Here is a 20,538-nt window from a genome sequence, read left to right as displayed (position 1 = left end):
GAGGCCGACCGTGCGCTCGCGCTCCTCGCGCAGCGCGTCCAGCAGGGCGCCGGTCGCCTCCACGGCGTCGTTCGGCAGGCCCAGGGCGCGGGCGAGGTCGTCGAGTTGGTCGGCGAGCTTGCGGCGCAGGGCCGGGATGGGGTCGGCCTCGCGCAGGCAGCTCTCGCCGAGGGCGAGGGTCTGCGGGGTGACGGCGCTGGCGGGGAAGGCCCAGCGGCCGGCGGCTTCGGCGATGGCGGGGCCGCGTCGTTCGGCGACGGCCACGGCGTCGGGCCAGTACCGCTCGACGTACTCGCGGACGAGGTCGGCCTGTTCGGGCTGCCAGAAGCCCTGGGCGGTGGCGGTGAACAGGTAGTTGGAGAGGTCGTCGGTGGCGAACATCGCGTCCCAGGCGGCGCGCTTGGCCTGGGGGTCGGGCAGTGCGGCGCGGCAGCGGGCGGCGCCCTCCTGGCCGGTGGCGCTGGGGTCCTGGACGAGTTCGGCGTCGATCACGGCGTCGTCGACGGCGCCGAGGACGCTGAGCCGGCCGAGGATGCGCCAGCGCAGCTCGGGGTCGAGTTCGGGGCCGCCGGGGACGGTGCCCTCCGAGAACCAGGCGCTGATGGTGTCGGGGTGGACGGCGACGTCGATGAGGTGGCGTACGGCGGTCAGGCGCAGGCCGGGCCGGGAGCCGTCCTCGGTGCGGCGGATGAGGTCGCGGCACAGGTCGGTGAGGGTGGTGAGGGCGGTGGGCCGCTCCTCGGGACTCAGGTACCGGCCCGCTACATGGGCGGTGGCGAAGGTCAGGACGCCCTGGACGACGGCGAGGTCGGTCTCGCGCGGCAGGTGGGTGCGGGCGGTCTCGATGTAGGCCATGGCGGGCAGTTCGCCGTCGCGTACGGCGTCGCGCAGGGCGTTCCAGACGACGGCCCGGGTGAGCGGGTCGGGGAGGCCCCCGAGGGCGGCTCGTACGGTCTGGAAGGACTTGGTGTCGAAGCGGACCTTGGCGTAGGTGAGGTCGCCGTCGTTGAGAAGGAGCAGGTCGGGGCGGCGGCCGGGCCTGGGGGCGCCGACGTCGCCCCGGGGGACGTCGAGTTCGAAGCGCTCGCGCAGGGTGAGGCGGTCGCCCTCGCCGGGGACGGTGTCGTAGGCGCCGACGGCGATGCGGTGGGGGCGGCTGCCGTCGCGGTCGACGGTGAGGTGCCACTGGCCGTCGGCTTCGGTGATCCCGGGCCTGAGGGTGTCGACGCCGGTGGTGCGCAGCCAGGCGTCGGCCCAGGCGTGGACGTCGCGTTCGGTGGCGGAGGCGAGGTTGTCGATGAAGTCGGCGAGGGTGGCGTTGGCGAACTTGTGGCGGGCGAAGTGGGTGTTGATGCCCGCGAGGAAGTCCTTCTCGCCGAGCCAGGCGACGAGCTGGCGCAGGGCGGAGGCGCCCTTGGCGTAGGAGATGCCGTCGAAGTTGAGCATGGCGGACGCGGTGTCGGGGACGGCGTCCGGATCGGGGGCGACGGGGTGGGTGGAGGGGCGCTGGTCAGCGTCGTAGCCCCAGGACTTGCGGGCGACGCCGAAGTCGACCCAGGTGTCGGTGAAGCGGGTGGCTTCGGTGAGGGTCTGGTAGCCCATGTACTCGGCGAAGGACTCGTTGAGCCAGATGTCGTCCCACCAGCGCAGGGTGACGAGGTCGCCGAACCACATGTGGGCCATCTCGTGGGCGATGACCATGGCGCGGGTCTGCCGCTCGGTGTCGGTGACGGCGGAGCGGTAGACGAACTCGTCGCGGAAGGTGACGAGTCCGGGGTTCTCCATGGCGCCGGCGTTGAACTCGGGGACGAACGCCTGGTCGTAGGAGTCGAAGGGGTAGGGCTCGTCGAACTTCTCGTGGTAGCGGTCGAAGCAGGCGCGGGTGACGTCGAGGATCTCGTCGGCGTCGGCGTCGAGGTAGGGGGCCAGCGAGCGGCGGCAGTGGAGGCCGAAGGGCAGGCCGGCGTGTTCGGTGCGCACCGAGTGCCAGGGGCCGGCGGCGACGGCGACTAGGTAGGTGGAGATCAGCGGGGTGGGGGCGGCTTGCCAGCGGCCGTCTCCGAGGTGTTCGGTGACGCCGTTGGCGAGGACGGTCCAGCCTTCGGGTGCGGTGACGGAGAGCTCGAAGACGGACTTGAGGTCGGGCTGGTCGAAGGCGGCGAAGACGCGCTGGACGTCTTCCATGAAGAGCTGGGTGTAGAGGTAGGTCTCGCCGTCGGTGGGGTCGGTGAAGCGGTGCATGCCCTCCCCGGTACGGGAGTAGCGCATGGAGGCGTCGACGCGCAGTTCGTGCTCGCCGGCGGTGAGTCCCTTGAGGGGCAGCCGGTTCTCGTCCAGGGTCTCGGGGTCGAGAGGCCGGCCGTCCAGGGTGACGGAGCGCAGTTCGGCGGGCTTCAGCTCGACGAAGGTGTCCGCGTCGGTGCGGGAGGTGAACCGGATGACGGTCAGGGAGTCGAAGGTCTCGTCCCCTCCTGTCAGATCGAGTTCGATCCCGTAGTGGTGGACGTCGAGGAGCTTGGCACGGGTCTGCGCTTCGTCGCGCGTCAGTACGGACATGAGGCCATGCTGCCCGATGGCGCGGTCGGGACACAGGGGTGGTGCGATATGTACGCTCTGCGTATGTCTGATCGCGGGGCGCGGTCACGGAACGCCGAGGGGCGGTCGCCGCACGGCCGGGGGCGGTCACGGCACGGCCGGCTCCGCGATCGCGGCACAGCCGAGGGGCGATCGCACCACGGACGAGGGCGATCCCGGCACAGCCAGAGCGCGGTCACGGCGCGGCCGGGGCGGTCACGACGCGGCCACGGGCCAACGGCGGGACGGCGCCCCGCCGCTGTCACTCCCCCGTGTCGGAGGTGCCGGTCGCGTCCGTGGCGCCGGCCGGGCTGCCGCCCGCGTCGTCCGCGATGCGCTCGTGGTGCCGGATGACCTCGGCGATGATGAAGTTCAGCAGCTTCTCGGCGAAGGCCGGATCGAGCTTGGCGCTCTCGGCGAGGCGGCGCAGCCGGGCGATCTGGTGGGCCTCGCGGGAGGGGTCGGCGGGCGGGAGCTGGTGGGCGGCCTTGAGGTGGCCGACCTGCTGGGTGCATTTGAAGCGTTCGGCGAGCATGTGGACGACGGCGGCGTCGATGTTGTCGATGCTGTCGCGCAGCCGGGCCAGCTCCGCGCTGATGTCGGGGCCGGCTTCCTGGGGCTTGCTGGTGGTCATGACAGCCAACCCTACGTGGCCCGCGGGGGCCCGATCCTGACGGGACGCCGTGCGCGGTCGCCCGCGACCGGGGTCGCGGGCGCCGCGCTCACGGGCCGTACGGGATCAGAGTCCGGCGGCCGCCCTGGCTATGTCGGCGGCGAAGGTCGAGACCTCGCTGTAGACGCCGGGGTACCCGGGCTCGGCACAGCCCTCGCCCCAGCTCACGATGCCGACCTGGAGGTAGGCGCCGGTGTCGTCCTTGCGGAACATGGGTCCGCCGGAGTCGCCCTGACAGGTGTCGACGCCGCCCTGGGCGACGAACCCGGCGCAGATCTCGTCGCCGGGGACGAGGTCGCTGCCGTACGCCTGCTTGCAGGTGGCGTCGTCGACGAAGGGGACGGTGGCCTTGAGCAGGTAGCGCTGCTGTCCGCCGCCTTCGCGGGTGGCGCCCCAGCCGGCGACGGTGAAGTTGCCGTTGTTGTAGGCGGTGTTGGTGGCGATCTTCAGAGTGGGCAGGTTGATGGGCCTGGCGAGCTTGATGAGGGCCCAGTCCTTGCCCTTGCCGGTGTAGCCGGGAGCCTGGAGCACCTTGGTGGACTTGACCTTGACGGCGCTGCTGCTCTGGAGGTCGACGACGCCGGCGGTGGCGGTGATGGAGGTATTGGTGCCGGAGCCGTTCACGCAGTGCGCGGCGGTCAGGACGATGCTCTGGGTGTAGAGGGCGCCGCCGCAGCCCATGGAGAGGCGGACCATGAAGGGGAATTCGCCCTGGGCGGCGCGTGTCCCGCCGACGACGGGTGCGGGTGCGGCGTGGGCGGTCAGCGGCTGGAGGGACACGGTGGCGAGTGCGATCGCGCCGACGGTGAGCAGTCTTCTGATGACGCCGTACTTCCTGAGAGACTTCAACGCGCTTCCTTTCGTGGGGGGTTGTCCGCGAGGCGGGCGCACGGGGACATACACGGGGAACCGTGAATGGCATGCACCTGCCAAGCTGGTGGGGATTATGAGGACCGGCCGCCGCGCCGGGCAAGAGCCGCATTCCGGCCACTCGCGGCCTTCCGCCGCGCTCCCCCGCCCCGCTCCCCCGCCACCGGGCGGAACCCCGCCTACAGTGGAGAGGAGTTCCGGCGTCTTCTGGGGGTGCGGGCGTGGCGAACGGCGGACCCGTCGAGCACGGCTTCCCTCATCTGGACACGGTGCGGGCCTCGGTCACCGCGCTCTACAAGCGGCTCTCGTACGACACCGTCCACACCTTCGCGACCAGCGTGGCGCCCGCCGACGTGGCCTTCGCCGACGTCGACGACCTGCATCTGGGTGCCCAGCGCGTCGCCCGTGAGATGGTGCGGCACTACCGGCTGCCGGACGCCCGGATGATCATCGGCTTCCGCGAGATGACCCACGCGGCGCATGTCGAACTCGCCGCGGGACCCGAGTACTTCATCGAGCTCAACGACCGCTTCCGCACCCATCGCAGGGACATCGGCGCCGCCCTCGCCCACGAGGTGATGCATGTCTATCTGCACCGCCTGGACCTCTCGTTCCCCGGCACCCGCGACACCGAGATCCTCACCGACACGGCCGCGGCCTACCTCGGCGCGGGCTGGCTGCTCCTCGACGCCTACCGTGAGGACGGCGCCTCCTCGCAGAAGCTCGGCTATCTGACACCCGAGGAGTTCGGCTATGTCCTCGCCAAGCGCGCCCTGGTCTTCGGCGAGGACCCCTCGGTGTGGTTCACCAGCCCGCAGGCGTTCACCGCCTACACCAAGGGCATGGAACTGGCCCTGCGCGACGGGCGGCAGCCCCCGCTGACCGCGGCCGGCTGGGCGGGCCGCCGCCGCTACGCCAGGGACCGCCGGCACGCCCAGGACCATCACACCCCCGACCCCTCCGGCGTCCCCTACGCCTTCGCGCCCGACGAGCGCGGACCCCTGCGCGTCTCCTTCCCGTGCCCGACCTGCCACCAGCGCATCAGGGTGCCGGTGCGGGGCCGCGTACGGGCGCGGTGCGCGCTGTGCCGGACGGTGCTGGAGTGCGACACCTAGGCGCCGGACAGGCCCTGGTGGCTCACCCTGGGTGCCGCCCCGCGCGTGCGCCGTTCGTGGCGCCAAGGGTCGGGCCGGGGCGCGGGCCGGGTGAGGCAGAACACCCCGAAAGCCTTTGCCTCGCGTGTCGGTGGCGAGCGAGGGTCGAAGGATGAGCACGAACGAACCGACCGCACTTCTCTTCCCCGCCGTGTACGAGGGCGACGAGGACGCGGTCGTACGGCTGCTGCGCGCCGGGGTGAGCCCGGAGGCGGTCGACGAGGACGGCCAGAGCGCCCTGTACCTGGCCGCGGTGAGCGACCGGCCCGCCGTCGTACGGCTGCTGCTGGCGGCGGGCGCCGAGCCCGATCGGCTCAGCCTGGGCACGGACGCTCCCCTGTGCGGGGCCGCCTGCGGCGGTCACACGGAGGTGGTCCGCGCCCTGCTCGCGGCGGGGGCGTACCCGGACACGGTGGAGGCGTTCGGTTTCACCGCGCTGACCTGGGCCCTGCGAGGAGGACACACCGCCGTCGCGGAGGCGCTCCTCGCGGCGGGCGCGGACCCCGACCTGCCGGGGCCGGCGGGCGAGCCCCCGCTGGTGACGGCCGCGCACCGGGGCTCGGCCGGCTGTGTACGGGCCCTGCTCGCGCGCGGGGCGGGCGCGCGGGGCGAGGCGCTGGCGGAGGCCCGCCGGCTGCTCGGCGTCGGCGTCGAGGCCGAGCTCCGGGAGGGCCTGGCCCGCACGCACGGCGCCGGCCACGCGGCGGTTACCCACCGGCATCCGTCGCCCGAGGGCGTCACCGTCGAGGTCCGGCTCCTGGACGAACGGGGCAGGCCGTTCGCGGGCGACGACCTGGAGACCGGCCACACGGAGATCGTCGCCCTGCTGAAGGCCAGTACGACCCGCCCCGGCCACTGAGCTCCGACGGCTCCGACGGCTCCGACGGCTCCGGGAACGGTACGGCAGCACGCACACCGGTCCCGTGAGGCTCCAGGGCGGGAACCGCACCGAGGCCGCCGCCCCCGGAAGTCCCTCCGCGACCGGGTCCCCGGCAGCACTCCGAGCCCTGCCGTCCCCGGCACCGGCAGCGCACGCCGACCTCCGTCCCCGTCCCCGGCGCCGGCGGGACTCACCGGCCTCGGAGCAACCTGCCGCCGGGTCGCCTACCGCGCCCCGTACACCGCCCCCGGAGTCCCCGCCCGTGTCAGCAGTTCGCGGGCCGTCTCGCCTGCCTCCGCCGGGGTCCAGCGGGCTCCCTTGTCGGCGCTCGGGCCCGGCCGCCAGCCCTCCATGACCGTGATCCGGCCGCCCTCGGTCTCGAAGACCCGGCCGGTGACCCCGGCACTGGCCGCCGATCCGAGCCAGACGACCAGCGGCGAGACGTTGCCGGGGTCCATGGCGTCGAATCCGCTGCCGGGGGCGGCCATCGTGTCGGCGAAGGTGCGCTCGGTCATCCGGGTACGGGCGGCCGGGGCGATGGCGTTGACCTGGATGCCGTAACGCTCCATCTCGGCGGCCGCGACCAGGGTCAGCGCGACGATGCCGGCCTTGGCGGCGCTGTAGTTGCCCTGACCGACGGACCCGAGCAGGCCCGCGCCGCTGCTGGTGTTGACGACCCTGGCGTCGGGCGAGCGGCCCGCCCTCGCCTCCGCGCGCCAGTGCGCCGCCGCCTGCCTGAGCGGCAGGAAGTGCCCCTTCAGGTGGACCCGCGTCACGGCGTCCCAGTCGTCCTCGTCGAGGTTGACCAGCATCCGGTCGCGCAGGAATCCGGCGTTGTTGACGAGGGTGTCGAGACGCCCGTACGTCTCCAGCGCGGCGCGGACGAGGGACGCGGCGCCCTCGGCCGTCGCGATGTCGCCGCCGTGGGCCACCGCCTCGCCGCCCGCCGCGCGGATCTCCTCGGCCACCCGCCGGGCCGGGCTGTCCGCCGCGGGGACGCCGTCGAGGCCGACGCCGAGGTCGTTGACCACGAGCCGTGCGCCCTCGGCGGCGTACGCCAGGGCGTGCGCCCTGCCGAGCCCGCGGCCCGCGCCCGTGACGATCACGACCCGCCCCTCGCACAGCAGTCGTGCGCTCATCGTGTCTCTCCCGACTGGTCCTTGTTGGCGGTGGCGGCGTCGAGGAAGGCGGGCCGTTCCCCGCCTCCGTGGACGAGGAGGGAGGCGCCGCTGATGTAGGCGGCGGCGTCGGAGGCGAGGAAGACAGCGGCGGCGCCGACGTCGGCGGGCCGGGCGAGGCGGCCCAGCGGGACGGTGCCGGCGACGGCGGCGAGGCCGTCCTCGCCGCCGTAGTGCAGATGGGCGAGTTCGGTGCGGACCATGCCGACGACCAGGGTGTTGACCCGGATCTCCGGCGCCCACTCGACGGCCATCGAACGGGCCAGGTTCTCCAGTCCCGCCTTGGCGGCGCCGTAGGCGGCGGAACCGGGCGAGGGGCGTGAGCCGCTCACGCTGCCGATCATCACGATCGAGCCCCTGGTCCGTCTGAGGTGGTCGCGGGCCGCGATCGACGCGGTGAGGGGAGCGACGAGGTTGAGCTCGATGACCCGGGCGTGCCGCTCGGCGTCCGCGTCGGCCAGCGGGCGGTAGGGGGCGCCGCCCGCGTTGTTGACCAGGACGTCGAGCCGGGGCAGGGCGTCGAAGAAGGCTCGTACCGCGGCCGCGTCGCGCACGTCGAGGGGGACGAAGTCGGCTTTGCCGAGGGGGTTTTCGGGCGGCCGCCGGGCGCAGACCACGACGTGGGCGCCGGCTCGCTCGAAGGCACGGGTGATGCCCGCCCCGACGCCTCGGGTGCCGCCGGTGACGACGACGGTCCGGCCGCCGAGGTCCGCGGCAGGTCCGGGCCGGTCCATGGTGTCCGCGTTGTCCACAGGGCCTCCCGCGCGGCCGCGATCGCTGCTAGCTTCGCATCACACCTAACAAACGTTTGGTGGAAAGGTAGCTGATGCAGCCATGGGTGTCTCCACCTCGTCCCCGGAAAAGGGGATTTCCGTCGTCACGGTCGACTTCCCGCCGGTGAACGCGCTGCCGGTGCGCGGCTGGTTCGCCCTCGCCGACGCCGTGCGCGCGGCGGGCGCCGAACCCGGGGTCCGCTGTGTCGTCCTCAGAGCGGAGGGGCGCGGGTTCAACGCGGGCGTCGACATCAAGGAGCTGCAGCGCGATCCCACCGGCGGGGGCGCTCTGATCGGCGCGAACCGCGGCTGCGCGGAGGCCTTCGCCGCGGTGTACGAGTGCGAGGTGCCCGTCGTGGCCGCGGTGCACGGTTTCTGCCTGGGCGGCGGCATCGGGCTCGTGGGGAACGCGGACGCGATCGTGGCGAGCGAGGACGCCGTCTTCGGGCTGCCCGAGCTGGACCGCGGCGCGCTGGGGGCGGCCACGCATCTGTCCCGTCTCGTCCCCCAGCATCTGATGCGGGTCCTGTACTACACCTCGCGGACGGTGACGGCGGCCGAACTGCACGCCCACGGTTCGGTGTGGCGGGTCGTGCCGCGCGAGGAGCTGCGGTCCGCGGCGCTGGAGCTGGCGCGCGAGATAGCGGCCAAGGACGGGCAGCTCGTCCGGCTCGCCAAGGCCGCCATCAACGGCATCGATCCCGTCGACGTGCGCCGCAGCTACCGCTTCGAGCAGGGCTTCACCTTCGAGGCCTCTCTCGCCGGTGTGGCCGCCCGCGTCCGCGACACCTTCGGCGAGGAGGCCCCCCGGTGAGCGACAAGACCATGTCGGCGCGGGACGTCGTCGGCCGGCTGGAGAGCGGGATGACGCTCGGCATCGGCGGCTGGGGCTCGCGCCGCAAGCCGATGGCCCTGGTGAGAGCGTTGCTCCGCAGCGAGATCACCGATCTGACCGTCGTGTCGTACGGCGGCCCGGACGTCGGTCTGCTCGCCGCGGCCGGCCGGATCCGCACACTGGTCACCGCCTTCGTGACGCTCGACTCCGTTCCGCTCGAACCGCACTACCGCGCGGCCCGCGAGCGCGGGGCGTTCGAACTGAGGGAGGTGGACGAGGCGATGTTCATGTGGGGGCTGCACGCGGCGGCGAACCGACTGCCGTTCATGCCGGTGCGGGCGGGGCTCGGCTCGGACGTGATGCGGGTCGATCCGAGCCTGCGGACGGTCACTTCGCCGTATCCGGACCCGGTCTCGGGGATCCGGGAGGAGCTCGTCGCCATGCCGGCGCTGCGCCTGGACGCGGCCCTGGTCCACATGAACCGGGCGGACCGCGCGGGCAACGGCCAGTATCTGGGCCCCGATCCGTACTTCGACGACCTGTTCTGCGAGGCGGCGGACGCGGCGTACGTCTCCTGCGAGCGGATCGTCGACACCGCGGAGCTGACCAAGGAGGCGGCGCCGCAGACGCTGCTGCTCCAGCGGTCGTCGGTGACCGGTGTGGTGGAGACGCCGAACGGGGCGCACTTCACCTCGTGCGTCCCGGACTACGGACGGGACGAGGCCTTCCAGAAGCTGTACGCGACCACGCCGTACGCCGAGTTCGCCGAGCGGTTCCTCGGCGGCGGTGAACACGCCTACCAGAGCGCCGTACAGGCCTGGCGGAAGGAGCGGGACCGGTGAGTACGAAGGGAGCGGGGCCGGTGAGCACGGAGGGAGCGGGACCGGAGAACGCGGAAGGAGCGGGACCCGTGAGCGTCACCCGGGCCGAGTACTGCGTGATCGCGTGCGCCGAGGCGTGGCGGGGCGACGGAGAGGTGCTCGCCAGCCCGATGGGCCTGATCCCGTCGATCGGCGCCCGGCTGGCCCGGTACACCTTCTCGCCGGATCTGCTGCTGACCGACGGAGAGGCACTGCTCATCGGTCTCGACGGCACTCCGGAGGGCTGGCTGCCGTACCGCAGACATCTGACGGCGGTGACCGGCGGACGGCGGCACGTGATGATGGGCGCGAGCCAGATCGACCGGTTCGGCAACCAGAACATCGCGTGCGTCGGCGACTGGTCCCGGCCCCGGCGCCAGTTGCTGGGCGTGCGCGGGGCTCCGGTCAACACCCTGAACAATCCGACCAGTTACTGGATCCCCAGACACTCGGCCCGCGTGTTCGTGGAGCGGGTCGACATGGTGTGCGGGGTGGGGTACGACCGGGCCGTCGCCGCAGGCCCGAGCGCCACCCGTTTCCATCGTCTCCCCCGGGTGGTGACCGACCTGGCCGTCCTCGACTTCGCGACGCCCGACCACTCGATGCGGCTGGCGTCCGTCCACCCGGGTGTGAGCGTCGAGCAGGTCGAGGAGGCGACGGGGTTCGGGCTGAGCGTCCCGGACGAGGTGCCGTTCACCCGTGAGCCGAGCGCGCGGGAGCTGGAGCTGATCCGCACGCTGATCGACCCGGCCGGCCGGCGTGAACGCGAGGTGCCCGACCCGCGGGGCACCTCGACCGGTGGTCCGGGCGGGGGCGGGCGCTGATGGAGACCGCGCTGACCCGGCTCGTCGGTGTCCGGCATCCCGTCGTGCAGACCGGCATGGGCTGGGTGGCCGGGCCCCGTCTCGTCTCGGCGACGGCGAACGCGGGCGCGCTCGGCATCCTGGCCTCGGCGACGATGACGCTCGACCAGCTCCGTGACGCCGTGAGGGAGGTCAAGTCCCGTACGGACCAGCCCTTCGGGGTGAATCTGCGTGCGGATGCCGGGGACGCGGGCGACCGGGTGCGGATCATCGTCGAGGAGGGTGTGCGCGTCGCGTCGTTCGCGCTCGCCCCGTCCCGCGAGCTGATCGCCGGACTGAAGGAGGCGGGGGTGGTCGTCGTGCCGTCCGTCGGGGCGCGGCGGCACGCCGAGAAGGTGGCCGCCTGGGGTGCCGACGCGGTGATCGTGCAGGGCGGCGAGGGCGGCGGCCACACCGGGGAGGTGGCGACGAGCGTGCTGCTGCCCCAGGTGGTGGACGCCGTGGACATCCCGGTGGTGGCGGCGGGCGGCTTCCACGACGGGCGGGGTCTGGTGGCGGCGCTGGCCTACGGGGCGGCGGGCATAGCGATGGGCACGCGGTTCCTGCTGACCTCGGACTCGACCGTGCCCGACGCGGTGAAGGCGAGGTATCTGGCGGCGACGGTGAGGGATGTGACCGTGACGACGGCCGTGGACGGGCTGCCGCACCGCATGCTGCGCAGTGAGCTCGTCGACGCGCTGGAGGGGGCGGGGCGCGCCGGGGCGCTGGTCCGGGCGGTGCGCCGGGCCGCCGGGTTCCGGCGTCTGTCCGGGCTCCCCTGGTCCCGGATGATCCGTGACGGTCTCGCCATGAGACACGGCAGGGATCTGACCTGGAGCCAGGTCCTGCTCGCCGCCAACACCCCGATGCTCCTGAAGGCGTCGATGGTGGACGGCCGGACGGACCTGGGGGTGATGGCGGCGGGACAGGTGGCGGGCGTGATCGAGGATCTCCCGTCGTGCGCGGAACTGGTCGAGCGGGTGATGGCGCAGGCCCACGCGACGCTGGGGTCACTTCCGGCGGCGGGCGGCGCGGATCCGTCGTGGGCCGAGGCCTGCGGCGGGCCGCCCGCTTAGGGCCTGCCGGGCGCACGGGTCCGGTCCCCTCCCGTCGGGGGGCTCTCAGATCCGTTCGATGATCGTCACGTTGGCCTGGCCGCCGCCCTCGCACATCGTCTGGAGGCCGAACCGGCCGCCGGTGCGTTCCAGTTCGTGCAGCAGGGTGGTCATCAGGCGGACGCCGGTGGCGCCGAGCGGGTGGCCGAGGGCGATGGCGCCGCCGTTGACGTTGACCTTCTCGGGGTCGGCGCCGGTCTCCTTGAGCCAGGCGAGGACGACCGGGGCGAACGCCTCGTTGATCTCGACGAGGTCGATGCCGGCCAGGGACATGCCGGTCTTCTTCAGGGCGTGGGCGGTGGCCGGGATGGGGGCCGAGAGCATCCGGATGGGGTCCTCGCCGCGTACGGAGAGGTGGTGAATGCGGGCACGGGGGGTGAGTCCGTGTTCGCGGACCGCCCGTTCGGAGGCGAGCAGCATCGCGGCGGCGCCGTCGGAGACCTGGGAGGAGCAGGCGGCGGTGATGGTGCCGCCGTCGACGACGGGTTTCAGCGCCGCCATCTTCTCCGGGGTGGTGTCGCGGCGTGGTCCCTCGTCGGCGGTGACGTCGCCGAGGGCGACGGTCTCGCGGGCGAAGCGGCCCTCGTCGGCGGCGCGGATCGCCCGCTGGTGGGAGCGGAGGGCGAACTCCTCCTGGTCGCGGCGGCTGATGCCCCATTTCGCGGCGATGAGTTCGGCGCCGTGGAACTGGTTGACGGGGCGGTCGCCGTAGCGTGCCCGCCAGCCCTCGCTGCCCGCGAACGGGCCTTCGGTGAGGCCGAGGGGTTCGGCGGCCTGGCGGGAGGCGAAGGCGATGGGTATCCGGCTCATGTTCTGCACGCCGCCGGCGACGACGAGGTCCTGGGTGCCGGACATCACGCCCTGGGCGGCGAAGTGCACGGCCTGCTGGGAGGAGCCGCACTGCCGGTCGACGGTGACTCCCGGGACCTCTTCGGGCAGGCCTGCCGCGAGCCAGCTCGTGCGGGCGATGTCGCCGGCCTGCGGTCCGACGGTGTCCAGGCAGCCGAGGACGACGTCGTCGACGGCGGCCGGGTCCACGCCGGAGCGTTCGACGAGGGCCTTGAGCACGTGTGCGGCGAGGTCGGCCGGGTGGACGCCGGCGAGTCCTCCCCCGCGTCGCCCGACGGGTGTGCGGACCGCTTCGACGATGTAGGCCTCGGCCATGACGACTCCCTTGGGTGTGTGGGTGGTTCGCTTACGTCTCCTCGCGGACGGAGATGCCGTCGAGCACCATCGACAGGTACTGCCGGGCGATCTCCTCGGGGGTGTGCTGACCGCCGGGCCGGTACCAGGAGGCGGCGACCCACACGGTGTCGCGCACGAAGCGGTAGGTGAGGCGGATGTCGAGGTCGGCGCGGAAGACCTCGGCGCCGACGCCGCGTTCCAGGGTGCTCAGCCAGGCCTTCTCGAAGTTGCGCTGGGACTCGGCGAGGAAGGCGAAGCGCTCCTGTGCGGCGAGGTGGCGGGCCTCCTTCTGGTAGATCGCGACGGCCGCGCGGTGCCGGTCGATCTCCCGGAAGGATTCGGTGACCAGGGCTTCCAGGGTCTGGCGGGGGCCGAGTCCGGCGTCGAGGACCGTGTCGTAGCCGTCCCAGAGCTCGTCGAGGAAGGTCCGCAGGATCTCCTCCAGCATCGATTCCTTGGAGTCGAAGTGGTAGTAGAGGCTGCCCGCGAGCATCCCGGCCTCGTCCGCGATCTTGCGGACGGTGGTGGCGTTGTAGCCCTGTTCGGCGAACACCTCGGCGGCGGTGCCGAGCAGTTCGCGGCGGCGCTCGGGGGTGGCGGTCACCTGGGGCTTCTTCTTGGTAGGCACCGGGTCATTGTCGTCCTACGCATGCTGGCTGCTCACGGACACGACCTCGCCGGTCAGGTACGAGGAGTAGCCGGAGGCGAGGAACACGATCACGTTGGCCACCTCCCAGGGTTCGGCGTGGCGGCCGAAGGCCTCGCGGGCGGTGAGCTCTTCGAGCAGTTCGGGGGTGGTGACCTTCACCAGGTGGGGGTGCATGGCGAGGCTGGGAGAGACGGCGTTGACGCGGACGCCGTAGGCGGCGGCCTCGATCGCGGCGCAGCGGGTGAGGGCCATGACGCCCGCTTTCGCCGCGGCGTAGTGGGCCTGTCCGGCCTGGGCGCGCCAGCCGACGACGGAGGCGTTGTTGACGACGACTCCTCCGCCGCCGTGTTCCTTGAGTCGTTTGAGGGCGGCCCGGGTGCAGCGGAAGGTGCCGTTCAAGGTCACGTCGAGGACCGCGGACCACTGTTCGTCGGTCATGTCGACGAGGGACGAGGTGCCGCCGAGGCCCGCGTTGTTGACGACGATGTCCAGTCGGCCGTGGAGGTTCTCGGCGGTGTCGTAGAGGGCCTGGACCTGGTCCTCGGCCGTCACGTCGCAGGGCAGTGCGGTGATCCGGGCGGGGCCGAACTCCGCGGCCAGGGTCTCGGCGGTCTCCTTGAGCCGGCGGGTGTGGGCGTCGCTGATCAGGACGCGGGCGCCCTCCTCCAGGAACCGGCGCGCGGTGGCTCCGCCGATGCCCGCGCCCGCGGCGGCGGTGATGACGGCGGTGCGGCCCTTCAGCAGTCCGTGGCCGGGTACGTACGCCGGGCTCTCGACGTCGCTCATGACTCCAAGCTAACCTACCAAACACTTGTTAGGGAAGCTCCGCCGGAAGGTGCCGCCGATGGATCTCACCCGCTCCCCCGCCGACGAGGCGTTCCGTGCCGAGGCCCGTGCCTGGCTGGACGTCCATGTCCCGGCGGCCGCGCTGCCCTCCCTGGAGACCGAGGAGGGCTTCGCGGCGCATCGCGCGTGGGAGGCCGAACTGGCCGCGGACCGCTGGTCGGTGGTGTCGTGGCCCGCGGAGTACGGCGGCCGGGACGCGGACCTCGTGCGCTGGCTGGGGTTCGAGGAGGAGTATCACGCGGCGGGCGCGCCGGGCCGGGTCGGGCAGAACGGCATCAGTCTGCTGGCGCCGACCCTGTTCGAGCACGGCACCGCCGAGCAGCGTGCGCGGGTGCTGCCCCCGATGGCCACGGGTGAGGTGGTCTGGGCGCAGGCCTGGTCCGAGCCCGAGGCGGGTTCGGACCTGGCCTCGCTGAGGTCGCGCGCGGTGCGCGTGGACGGCGGCTGGCTCCTGCGGGGGCACAAGACGTGGTCGTCGCGGGCCGCGTTCGCCGACCGGGCCTTCGGCCTGTTCCGCAGTGAGCCGGGCCTGGCGAAACGCCACCAGGGCCTGACGTATGTGATGTTCGACCTGTGCGCGCCGGGTGTGACGGTCCGCCCGATCGGGCGCCTGGACGGCCGGCCGGCCTTCGCGGAGCTGTTCCTGGACGACGTGTTCGTGCCCGACGGGGACGTGATCGGCGAGCCGGGTCAGGGCTGGCGGGTGGCGATGTCGACGGCGGGCAACGAACGGGGTCTGACCCTGCGTTCGCCGGGCCGCTTCGTGGCGGCCGCGGACCGGCTGGCCGCGCTGTGGCACGCCCACGGCGACCCGTCGGACTCGGCGCTGCGCGACCGGGTGGCCGACGCGGTGATCGGTGCGCGCGCCTACCAGCTCTTCGCGTACGCCCATGCCTCCCGGCTGCTCGAAGGGGAGGGCATCGGGCCGGAGTCCAGCCTGAACAAGGTGTTCTGGTCCGAGCTCGACATCGCGCTGCACGAGACGGCTCTGGATCTGCTCGGCGCCGAGGGCGAGTCGGCGGACACCGCGTGGTGCGAGGGGTACGTCTTCGCGCTCGCGGGTCCCGTCTACGCGGGCACCAACGAGATCCAGCGCGACATCATCGCCGAGCGGCTGCTCGGCCTGCCGAAGGGCCGCCGCTGATGCGCTTCCTCCTCGACGCCGAACAGCGCGCCTTCGCCGCCTCCCTGGACGCGATGCTGGCGGCCGCGGACACGCCGTCGGCGGTGCGTGCGTGGGCGGGCGGCGACCACGCGCCGGGGCGGGCCCTGTGGTCGCGGCTGGCCGAGGCGGGCGTCTTCGCGCTGGCGGTCCCGGAGGCGTACGAGGGAGTGGGACCGCTTCCCGTGGAACTGGCGGTCGCTTTCGTGGAGCTGGGCCGGCACGCGGTTCCGGGTCCGGTGGTGGAGACGGTCGCCGCCGCCGTCCTGCTGGGTGAGCTGAGCGCGCTGGGCGAGCCGGGTCCGGCCGAGCGGCTGCTGCCGGGGCTCGCCTCGGGCAAGTACCTGGCCACACTGGTCCTGCCCGACGGCCACGCGCCCGCGGCGGGCGCTCCGGCACCGTCCGGCGGGCACAGGCCCGACGCGACGGCGCCACCTTCCGGCGGCCACGCGCCGGACCCGAACCCGGCAGCCCTGTCCGGCGGTTACGCGCTCGACGCGGACGCGGCGACGGTGTCGCTCGTGGTGGACGGTGACGGGCTGCGGCTCGCGCCCGGTCACGGGCCGGTGCGGGCGTCCGTGGACGGGGCGCGCCGGCTCGCCCGTCCGGAGGGCGGCGGCGAACTCCTGGCCGCGGGCCCGTGCGTCGAGGGTGCCACGGCGCGGGCGCTGGTCTGGGCCCGGCTCGCCACGGCCGCCCAGGCTCTCGGGGTGGGCCTCGCGCTCCTCGGCCGTACCGTCGAGTACGTCGGCCGGCGGACCCAGTTCGGGGTGCCCGTCGGTTCGTTCCAGGCGGTCAAGCACCGGCTCGCGGACGCGCTGATCGCCCTGGAGTTCGCGCGCCCGCTGCTGTTCGGGGCCGCGCTGTCGATGGCACCGGCGGAGGTGGCCGCCGCGAAGGTCGCGGCGTGCGAGGCCGCGTACACGACGGCGCGGGCCGCGCTGCAGTTGCACGGCGCGATCGGCTACACGGCCGAGTACGACCTGTCGTTGTGGTTCACCAAGGCCCGCGCCCTGCGTTCGGCCTGGGGCACCCCGGCCGAGTGCAGGGCCGAGGCGCTGGCCGGTCTCAGTGGTGGTGGTCGTCCCCGCTCGTGAGCGACCGGTACTCCTCGGCCGTCGGCTTCGGGATCCTGGTGCCGGGCCCGTACAGGGCGCGTGCCAGCCGGGCGCGCAGTCGTGCGGCCGGACCGACGCGACGGGCCACGCCGTTCGCGTCGACGAGCGGGCCCACCTCGTAGGGCGGCGCCTGTTCGTGCTGGGTGAGGGTGAACCGCCGGGCCCGGCCGAGCGGTTCGTGGACCTCGATGTACTCGCCGTGCGGCAGCATCTTGATCGTGCCGGTCTCGCGACCGTGCAGCACCTGGTCGCGGTCGGCGCGTTGCAGCCCCAGACAGATCCGTTTCGTGACGACGTAGGCGAGCGCGGGCCCGGCGAAGACGGCGACGCGGACGAACCAGGTGATCGCGTTGATCGACAGATGGAACTGGATGGCCCACAGGTCGTTGCCCCCGCCGACGAGCAGGACGGCGTACAGGGTCAGCCAGGCGACGCCGAGCGCGGTGCGGGTGGGCACGTTGCGCGGCCGGTCCAGGATGTGGTGCTCGCGCCGGTCGCCGGTGACCCAGGCCTCGATGAAGGGGTAGGCGGCGATGGCGGCCATGATGAGCGGGAAGAGCGAGAAGGGGATGAAGACGCCGAGCTGGAGGGTGTGGCCGAAGGCGTTGATCTCCCATCCCGGCATCACGCGGATGAGCCCTTCGGAGAAGCCGAGGTACCAGTCGGGCTGGGCGCCGGTGGTGACCAGGTCGGGGCGGTAGGGCCCGAACGCCCACACCGGGTTGATGGTGGCGATCGCTCCCATGATCGCCAGGACGCCGAAGACCAGGAAGAAGAACCCGCCGGCCTTGGCCATGTAGACGGGCATGAAGGGCATGCCGACGACCGACTTCTGGTCCTTTCCGGGCCCCGGGTACTGCGTGTGCTTGTGGTGGAAGACCAGGATCAGATGGGCGACGACCAGTCCCAGCATGATGCCCGGCAGCAGCAGGACGTGGATGGGGAAGAACCTCGGGATGATGTCGTGCCCGGGGAACTCCCCGCCGAAGAGGAAGAAGGAGAGGTACGTCCCCACGACGGGGACCGACAGGATGGCGCCGTCGGCGAAGCGGACGCCGGTGCCGGAGAGCAGGTCGTCGGGGAGCGAGTAGCCGGTCAGTCCGGTGATGAGGCCGAGCATCAGCAGGGTCCAGCCGAACAGCCAGTTGACCTCGCGCGGCTTGCGGAACGCTCCGGTGAAGAACACCCGCATCATGTGCACGAGCATCCCGGCGAGGAAGACGAGCGCGGCCCAGTGGTGGATCTGGCGGATCAGCAGCCCGCCGCGCACGTCGAAGCTGATGTCGAGCGTGGACTCGTACGCCCGGGTCATGACGATGCCGTTCAGCGGCCCGTAGGAGCCGTGGTAGACGACCTCGACGCCGCTCGGTTCGAAGAACAGGGTGAGATAGACGCCGGTGAGGATCAGGACGAGGAAGCTGTAGAGGCAGACCTCGCCCAGCATGAACGACCAGTGGTCCGGGAAGACCTTGCGCATGTTGGCCTTGGCCAGGGAGTAGACGCCGAGGCGTCCGTCGGCCCAGTCGGCGAGCCGCTCCCCCTTACCGGTCTCCGGTGCGCGCCGGGCCCGTACGGTCGTGTCGCCCGGAGTCCCCGATGTCGCGCTCCCGGGTGCTCCGTTCGCCGAACTCCCCGCGGTCCCGCCGGAGTCGATCTCTCGTGCGCCCATTCGCCGCTCCCCTCGGCCCACCAGGGTGGCACGTCGGTCGTTCCAAGCCAACGGGGCGTCATGGGCGGGCTGTTGGGGCGGACCGGGCGGGGCGGGCGGTGTCCCTGCCCCGGCCGGGCGGGCGCGGGCGGGTCAGGCCAGGATTCCGCGGGCGCGTGCCGCCGCCAGCCACCGCGGGAACTCCGCGACCAGCCGGTCGTACAGCTCCCCGTCGCTCACCCGGCGCGGATCCGAACCGGCGTGGAAGAAGCCCGCGTTGTCGACGACCCGCTTGTGCGGCACGGCCAGTTCGTCGAGTTTGCGCAGGAAGTCGAACTGTCTGCTGCCCCGGTCGCCGAACCCGATGAACTGCCAGAACATGGGCAGTCTGGCGGCCTTGCACACATACCGTTCGGCGGCGAGCTTGTTGATGGGTCCTCCGTCGGTCTGGAAGACGACGAGGGCCGGGGCGTCGGAACCGCTGTCGAGGTAGTGGTCGATGACGGCGTCCATGGCGAGGTGGTAGCTGGTCCTGCCCATGTGTCCGAGCCCCGCCGCGATCCGTTCGATCCGCCCCGGGTGGTTGTCGAGCGCGATGTCGGTGACCGCGTCGACGTCCGTGGAGAAGAAGACGACGGGGACGATGCCGTCGTCGTCGAGGTGGGCGGACAGGCCGAGCACCCGGTCGGCGAGTGCCTGCACACTGCCGTCGTCGTAGTACGGCTTCATCGACCCCGAGTAGTCCACCACCAGGTACACGGCGGCCCGTTGGCCGCTCAGTCCGTGCCGGGTGAGACTGACTCCGGCGCTCTTGTAGGGACCCACCAGCGCGGGCGCGGTCTCCTCGATCTTGGTGAGGCTGATTCCGGCCATGCGGACTCCCGTCGCACGAGGACTGCGGAACGCCGAGATTACGTGACCGTCCCGGCACCGTCCCGGCCGCTCCGGAGCGCGGGCACGGGGGTACCTCCACGGCGGGCCGGATCGTGGCCCTGCCGTTCCCCGCGGGCCGGGGGGTTGGATAGTTTGATCACCGCCGCCCCCACCGGCTCACCTTCCCCCTGTACCCGTGCGTTCCTAGGAGCCGGCCGTGGAGTCCGAGTCCGCCGTCACCACCTGCTACCGCCACCCCAAGGTGGAGTCGCATGTGCGCTGCACCCGTTGCGACCGCTACATATGTCCGAGCTGCATGCGTGAGGCGGCCGTCGGTCACCAGTGCGTGGAGTGCGTGAAGGAGGGCGCGCGGTCCGTCCGGCAGGCCCGCACGGCGTTCGGCGGCCGGATATCGACGGTCCCGGCGGTGACGTACGTCCTCATCGGCCTGAACGTGCTGGCCTATGTGGCCGAGCTGCTGCGCTCCTCGGTCGTGGACCGGTTCGCGATGCTCGGCGCGGGTCTCACGGACTCGGAGGGTGGCCACTACCTCTGGGACTTCCCGTACCCCTCGTCCTTCCACGCGGAGGGCCTCGTCGACGGGGAGTGGTACCGGCTGCTGACCGGCGTGTTCCTCCATCTGCCGCCCACGGAGGGCACGTTCGGGATCGCCCACATCGTGATGAACATGTTCGCGCTGTGGAACATCGGCCGGATCGTCGAGGCCCAGCTCGGCCGGGTCCGCTACCTCGCGCTGTATCTGCTGTCGGCGCTCGGCGGCTCGGTCCTCGTGCTGCTGATCGCGCCGGAGGTGCAGACGATCGGCGCGTCCGGCGCGATCTTCGGCATCAGCGCCGCCTACTACGTGATGGCCCGCCGCGTCGGCGCGGACATGGCCGGTGTCAACCGGTTCATGGCGGGCCTGCTGATCTGGCTCCTGATCTCGGCGGGGCTCACGTCCTGGCAGGGGCATCTGGGCGGGCTGCTCGCGGGCGGACTCGTGACCGCGGCCTACGCGTACGCTCCCCGCGACCGCCGCCGGACCCTGGTCCAGGCCGCCGTCTGCGTGGGCCTGCTCGCCCTGCTGGTGGTCCTCACGGTGCTGAAGGTGTCGGCGCTGCGGACAGGCGCGGTCTAGCCGACGCGGGAACGGACGGCGGAGCCCGTACGTCGGCACGGAGCCCCGGCGGTTCCCCGCGCCCCGTTCGTTCCCCGCTCCCCGCGACCCCACGCCCCCGCTCCCCACAGCCCGGGAAGGGCCCGGCACGAGCCACGGCCGTGACCCACGCCCGGTGACCCGCAC

19 protein-coding genes are annotated in these 20,538 nt (G+C 72.6%); 9 read left to right on the top strand and 10 right to left on the bottom strand.

The genetic code is table 11. From position 1 onward, the window contains the following. The 3 genes from pepN to ACWEBX_RS04650 form a co-directional block, all read right to left on the bottom strand. The coding region (gene pepN, locus ACWEBX_RS04660) for an aminopeptidase N (protein ID WP_451883444.1) at nucleotides 1-2,556 on the bottom strand (2,556 nt) is incomplete at its 3' end. Between the two features lie 280 nt (nucleotides 2,557-2,836). Beyond that, the gene (locus ACWEBX_RS04655; RefSeq protein ID WP_451883443.1) at nucleotides 2,837-3,208 is read right to left on the bottom strand and encodes a chorismate mutase; all 372 of its coding nucleotides are present in this window, start codon (nucleotides 3,206-3,208) and stop codon (nucleotides 2,837-2,839) included. A gap of 105 nt (nucleotides 3,209-3,313) precedes the next feature. After that, a complete protein-coding gene (locus ACWEBX_RS04650; RefSeq protein WP_451883442.1) occupies nucleotides 3,314-4,096 on the bottom strand; it encodes a S1 family peptidase in 783 nt (260 codons plus the stop codon). A gap of 242 nt (nucleotides 4,097-4,338) precedes the next feature. Here ACWEBX_RS04650 and ACWEBX_RS04645 point away from each other — a divergent pair, with 242 nt between their 5' ends. Both ACWEBX_RS04645 and ACWEBX_RS04640 read left to right on the top strand, forming a co-directional pair. Then, complete coding sequence (locus ACWEBX_RS04645; protein WP_451883441.1) at nucleotides 4,339-5,232, top strand: hypothetical protein; 894 nt, start codon at nucleotides 4,339-4,341, stop codon at nucleotides 5,230-5,232. A 151-nt stretch (nucleotides 5,233-5,383) separates the two neighbouring features. Beyond that, nucleotides 5,384-6,130, top strand: coding sequence for an ankyrin repeat domain-containing protein (locus tag ACWEBX_RS04640; protein WP_451883440.1), 747 nt, complete (start codon nucleotides 5,384-5,386; stop codon nucleotides 6,128-6,130). A 245-nt stretch (nucleotides 6,131-6,375) separates the two neighbouring features. Here ACWEBX_RS04640 and ACWEBX_RS04635 read toward each other — a convergent pair whose 3' ends face one another. Both ACWEBX_RS04635 and ACWEBX_RS04630 read right to left on the bottom strand, forming a co-directional pair. Beyond that, entirely contained in the window at nucleotides 6,376-7,290 is a 915-nt protein-coding gene (locus ACWEBX_RS04635) for an SDR family oxidoreductase (RefSeq protein ID WP_451883439.1), read from the bottom strand. Continuing rightward, entirely contained in the window at nucleotides 7,287-8,063 is a 777-nt protein-coding gene (locus ACWEBX_RS04630; protein ID WP_451883448.1) for an SDR family oxidoreductase, read from the bottom strand. Before ACWEBX_RS04630 ends, ACWEBX_RS04635 begins: the two co-directional genes overlap by 4 nt. Before the next feature lie 100 nt (nucleotides 8,064-8,163). Here ACWEBX_RS04630 and ACWEBX_RS04625 point away from each other — a divergent pair, with 100 nt between their 5' ends. From ACWEBX_RS04625 to ACWEBX_RS04610, 4 genes are all read left to right on the top strand, one after another. Beyond that, nucleotides 8,164-8,916: an enoyl-CoA hydratase family protein gene (locus ACWEBX_RS04625; RefSeq protein WP_451883438.1), complete on the top strand. Its 753-nt coding sequence runs from the start codon at nucleotides 8,164-8,166 to the stop codon at nucleotides 8,914-8,916. Then, nucleotides 8,913-9,779, top strand: a complete 867-nt coding sequence (locus tag ACWEBX_RS04620) for a CoA transferase subunit A (RefSeq protein ID WP_451883437.1) — start codon at nucleotides 8,913-8,915, stop codon at nucleotides 9,777-9,779. Before ACWEBX_RS04625 ends, ACWEBX_RS04620 begins: the two co-directional genes overlap by 4 nt. A 68-nt stretch (nucleotides 9,780-9,847) precedes the next feature. After that, entirely contained in the window at nucleotides 9,848-10,621 is a 774-nt protein-coding gene (locus ACWEBX_RS04615) for a CoA-transferase subunit beta (RefSeq protein WP_451883436.1), read from the top strand. After that, nucleotides 10,621-11,715 (top strand): NAD(P)H-dependent flavin oxidoreductase, encoded by a 1,095-nt coding sequence (locus ACWEBX_RS04610; protein ID WP_451883435.1) that lies wholly within the window; start codon nucleotides 10,621-10,623, stop codon nucleotides 11,713-11,715. Before ACWEBX_RS04615 ends, ACWEBX_RS04610 begins: the two co-directional genes overlap by 1 nt. A gap of 45 nt (nucleotides 11,716-11,760) precedes the next feature. On the opposite strand, the gene ACWEBX_RS04605 is transcribed toward ACWEBX_RS04610, so the two are convergent. From ACWEBX_RS04605 to ACWEBX_RS04595, 3 genes are read right to left on the bottom strand one after another with little or no spacing between them, the layout of a single operon-like run. After that, nucleotides 11,761-12,918 carry an acetyl-CoA C-acetyltransferase gene (locus ACWEBX_RS04605; RefSeq protein WP_451883434.1) on the bottom strand — a complete coding sequence of 386 codons (1,158 nt, stop codon included), beginning with the start codon at nucleotides 12,916-12,918 and terminating at the stop codon, nucleotides 11,761-11,763. Between the two features lie 31 nt (nucleotides 12,919-12,949). Further along, the gene (locus tag ACWEBX_RS04600; protein ID WP_451883433.1) at nucleotides 12,950-13,567 is read right to left on the bottom strand and encodes a TetR/AcrR family transcriptional regulator; all 618 of its coding nucleotides are present in this window, start codon (nucleotides 13,565-13,567) and stop codon (nucleotides 12,950-12,952) included. Nucleotides 13,568-13,582: 15 nt separating this feature from the next. After that, a complete protein-coding gene (locus tag ACWEBX_RS04595) occupies nucleotides 13,583-14,374 on the bottom strand; it encodes an SDR family oxidoreductase (protein WP_451883432.1) in 792 nt (263 codons plus the stop codon). Between the two features lie 58 nt (nucleotides 14,375-14,432). Here ACWEBX_RS04595 and ACWEBX_RS04590 point away from each other — a divergent pair, with 58 nt between their 5' ends. Next, a complete protein-coding gene (locus ACWEBX_RS04590) occupies nucleotides 14,433-15,578 on the top strand; it encodes an acyl-CoA dehydrogenase family protein (protein ID WP_451883431.1) in 1,146 nt (381 codons plus the stop codon). Continuing rightward, nucleotides 15,578-16,693 (top strand): acyl-CoA dehydrogenase family protein, encoded by a 1,116-nt coding sequence (locus ACWEBX_RS04585; protein ID WP_451883430.1) that lies wholly within the window; start codon nucleotides 15,578-15,580, stop codon nucleotides 16,691-16,693. The genes ACWEBX_RS04590 and ACWEBX_RS04585 overlap by 1 nt, the downstream gene beginning before the upstream one ends. On the opposite strand, the gene qcrB is transcribed toward ACWEBX_RS04585, so the two are convergent. Together qcrB and ACWEBX_RS04575 are read right to left on the bottom strand one after the other, a co-directional pair. Then, a complete protein-coding gene (gene qcrB / locus ACWEBX_RS04580; RefSeq protein WP_451883429.1) occupies nucleotides 16,665-18,383 on the bottom strand; it encodes a cytochrome bc1 complex cytochrome b subunit in 1,719 nt (572 codons plus the stop codon). The two genes, ACWEBX_RS04585 and qcrB, sit on opposite strands and share 29 nt — an antisense overlap. 132 nt (nucleotides 18,384-18,515) lie before the next feature. Next, entirely contained in the window at nucleotides 18,516-19,235 is a 720-nt protein-coding gene (locus ACWEBX_RS04575) for a vWA domain-containing protein (RefSeq protein ID WP_451883428.1), read from the bottom strand. Between the two features lie 217 nt (nucleotides 19,236-19,452). Between ACWEBX_RS04575 and ACWEBX_RS04570 the strand changes: the two genes are divergently transcribed. Beyond that, a complete protein-coding gene (locus ACWEBX_RS04570) occupies nucleotides 19,453-20,373 on the top strand; it encodes a rhomboid family intramembrane serine protease (protein ID WP_451883427.1) in 921 nt (306 codons plus the stop codon). Nucleotides 20,374-20,538 lie beyond the last annotated feature (165 nt).

The organism is Streptomyces sp. NPDC005070, from assembly GCF_053600395.1.
This window is presented reverse-complemented; position numbering and strand designations above follow the sequence as displayed.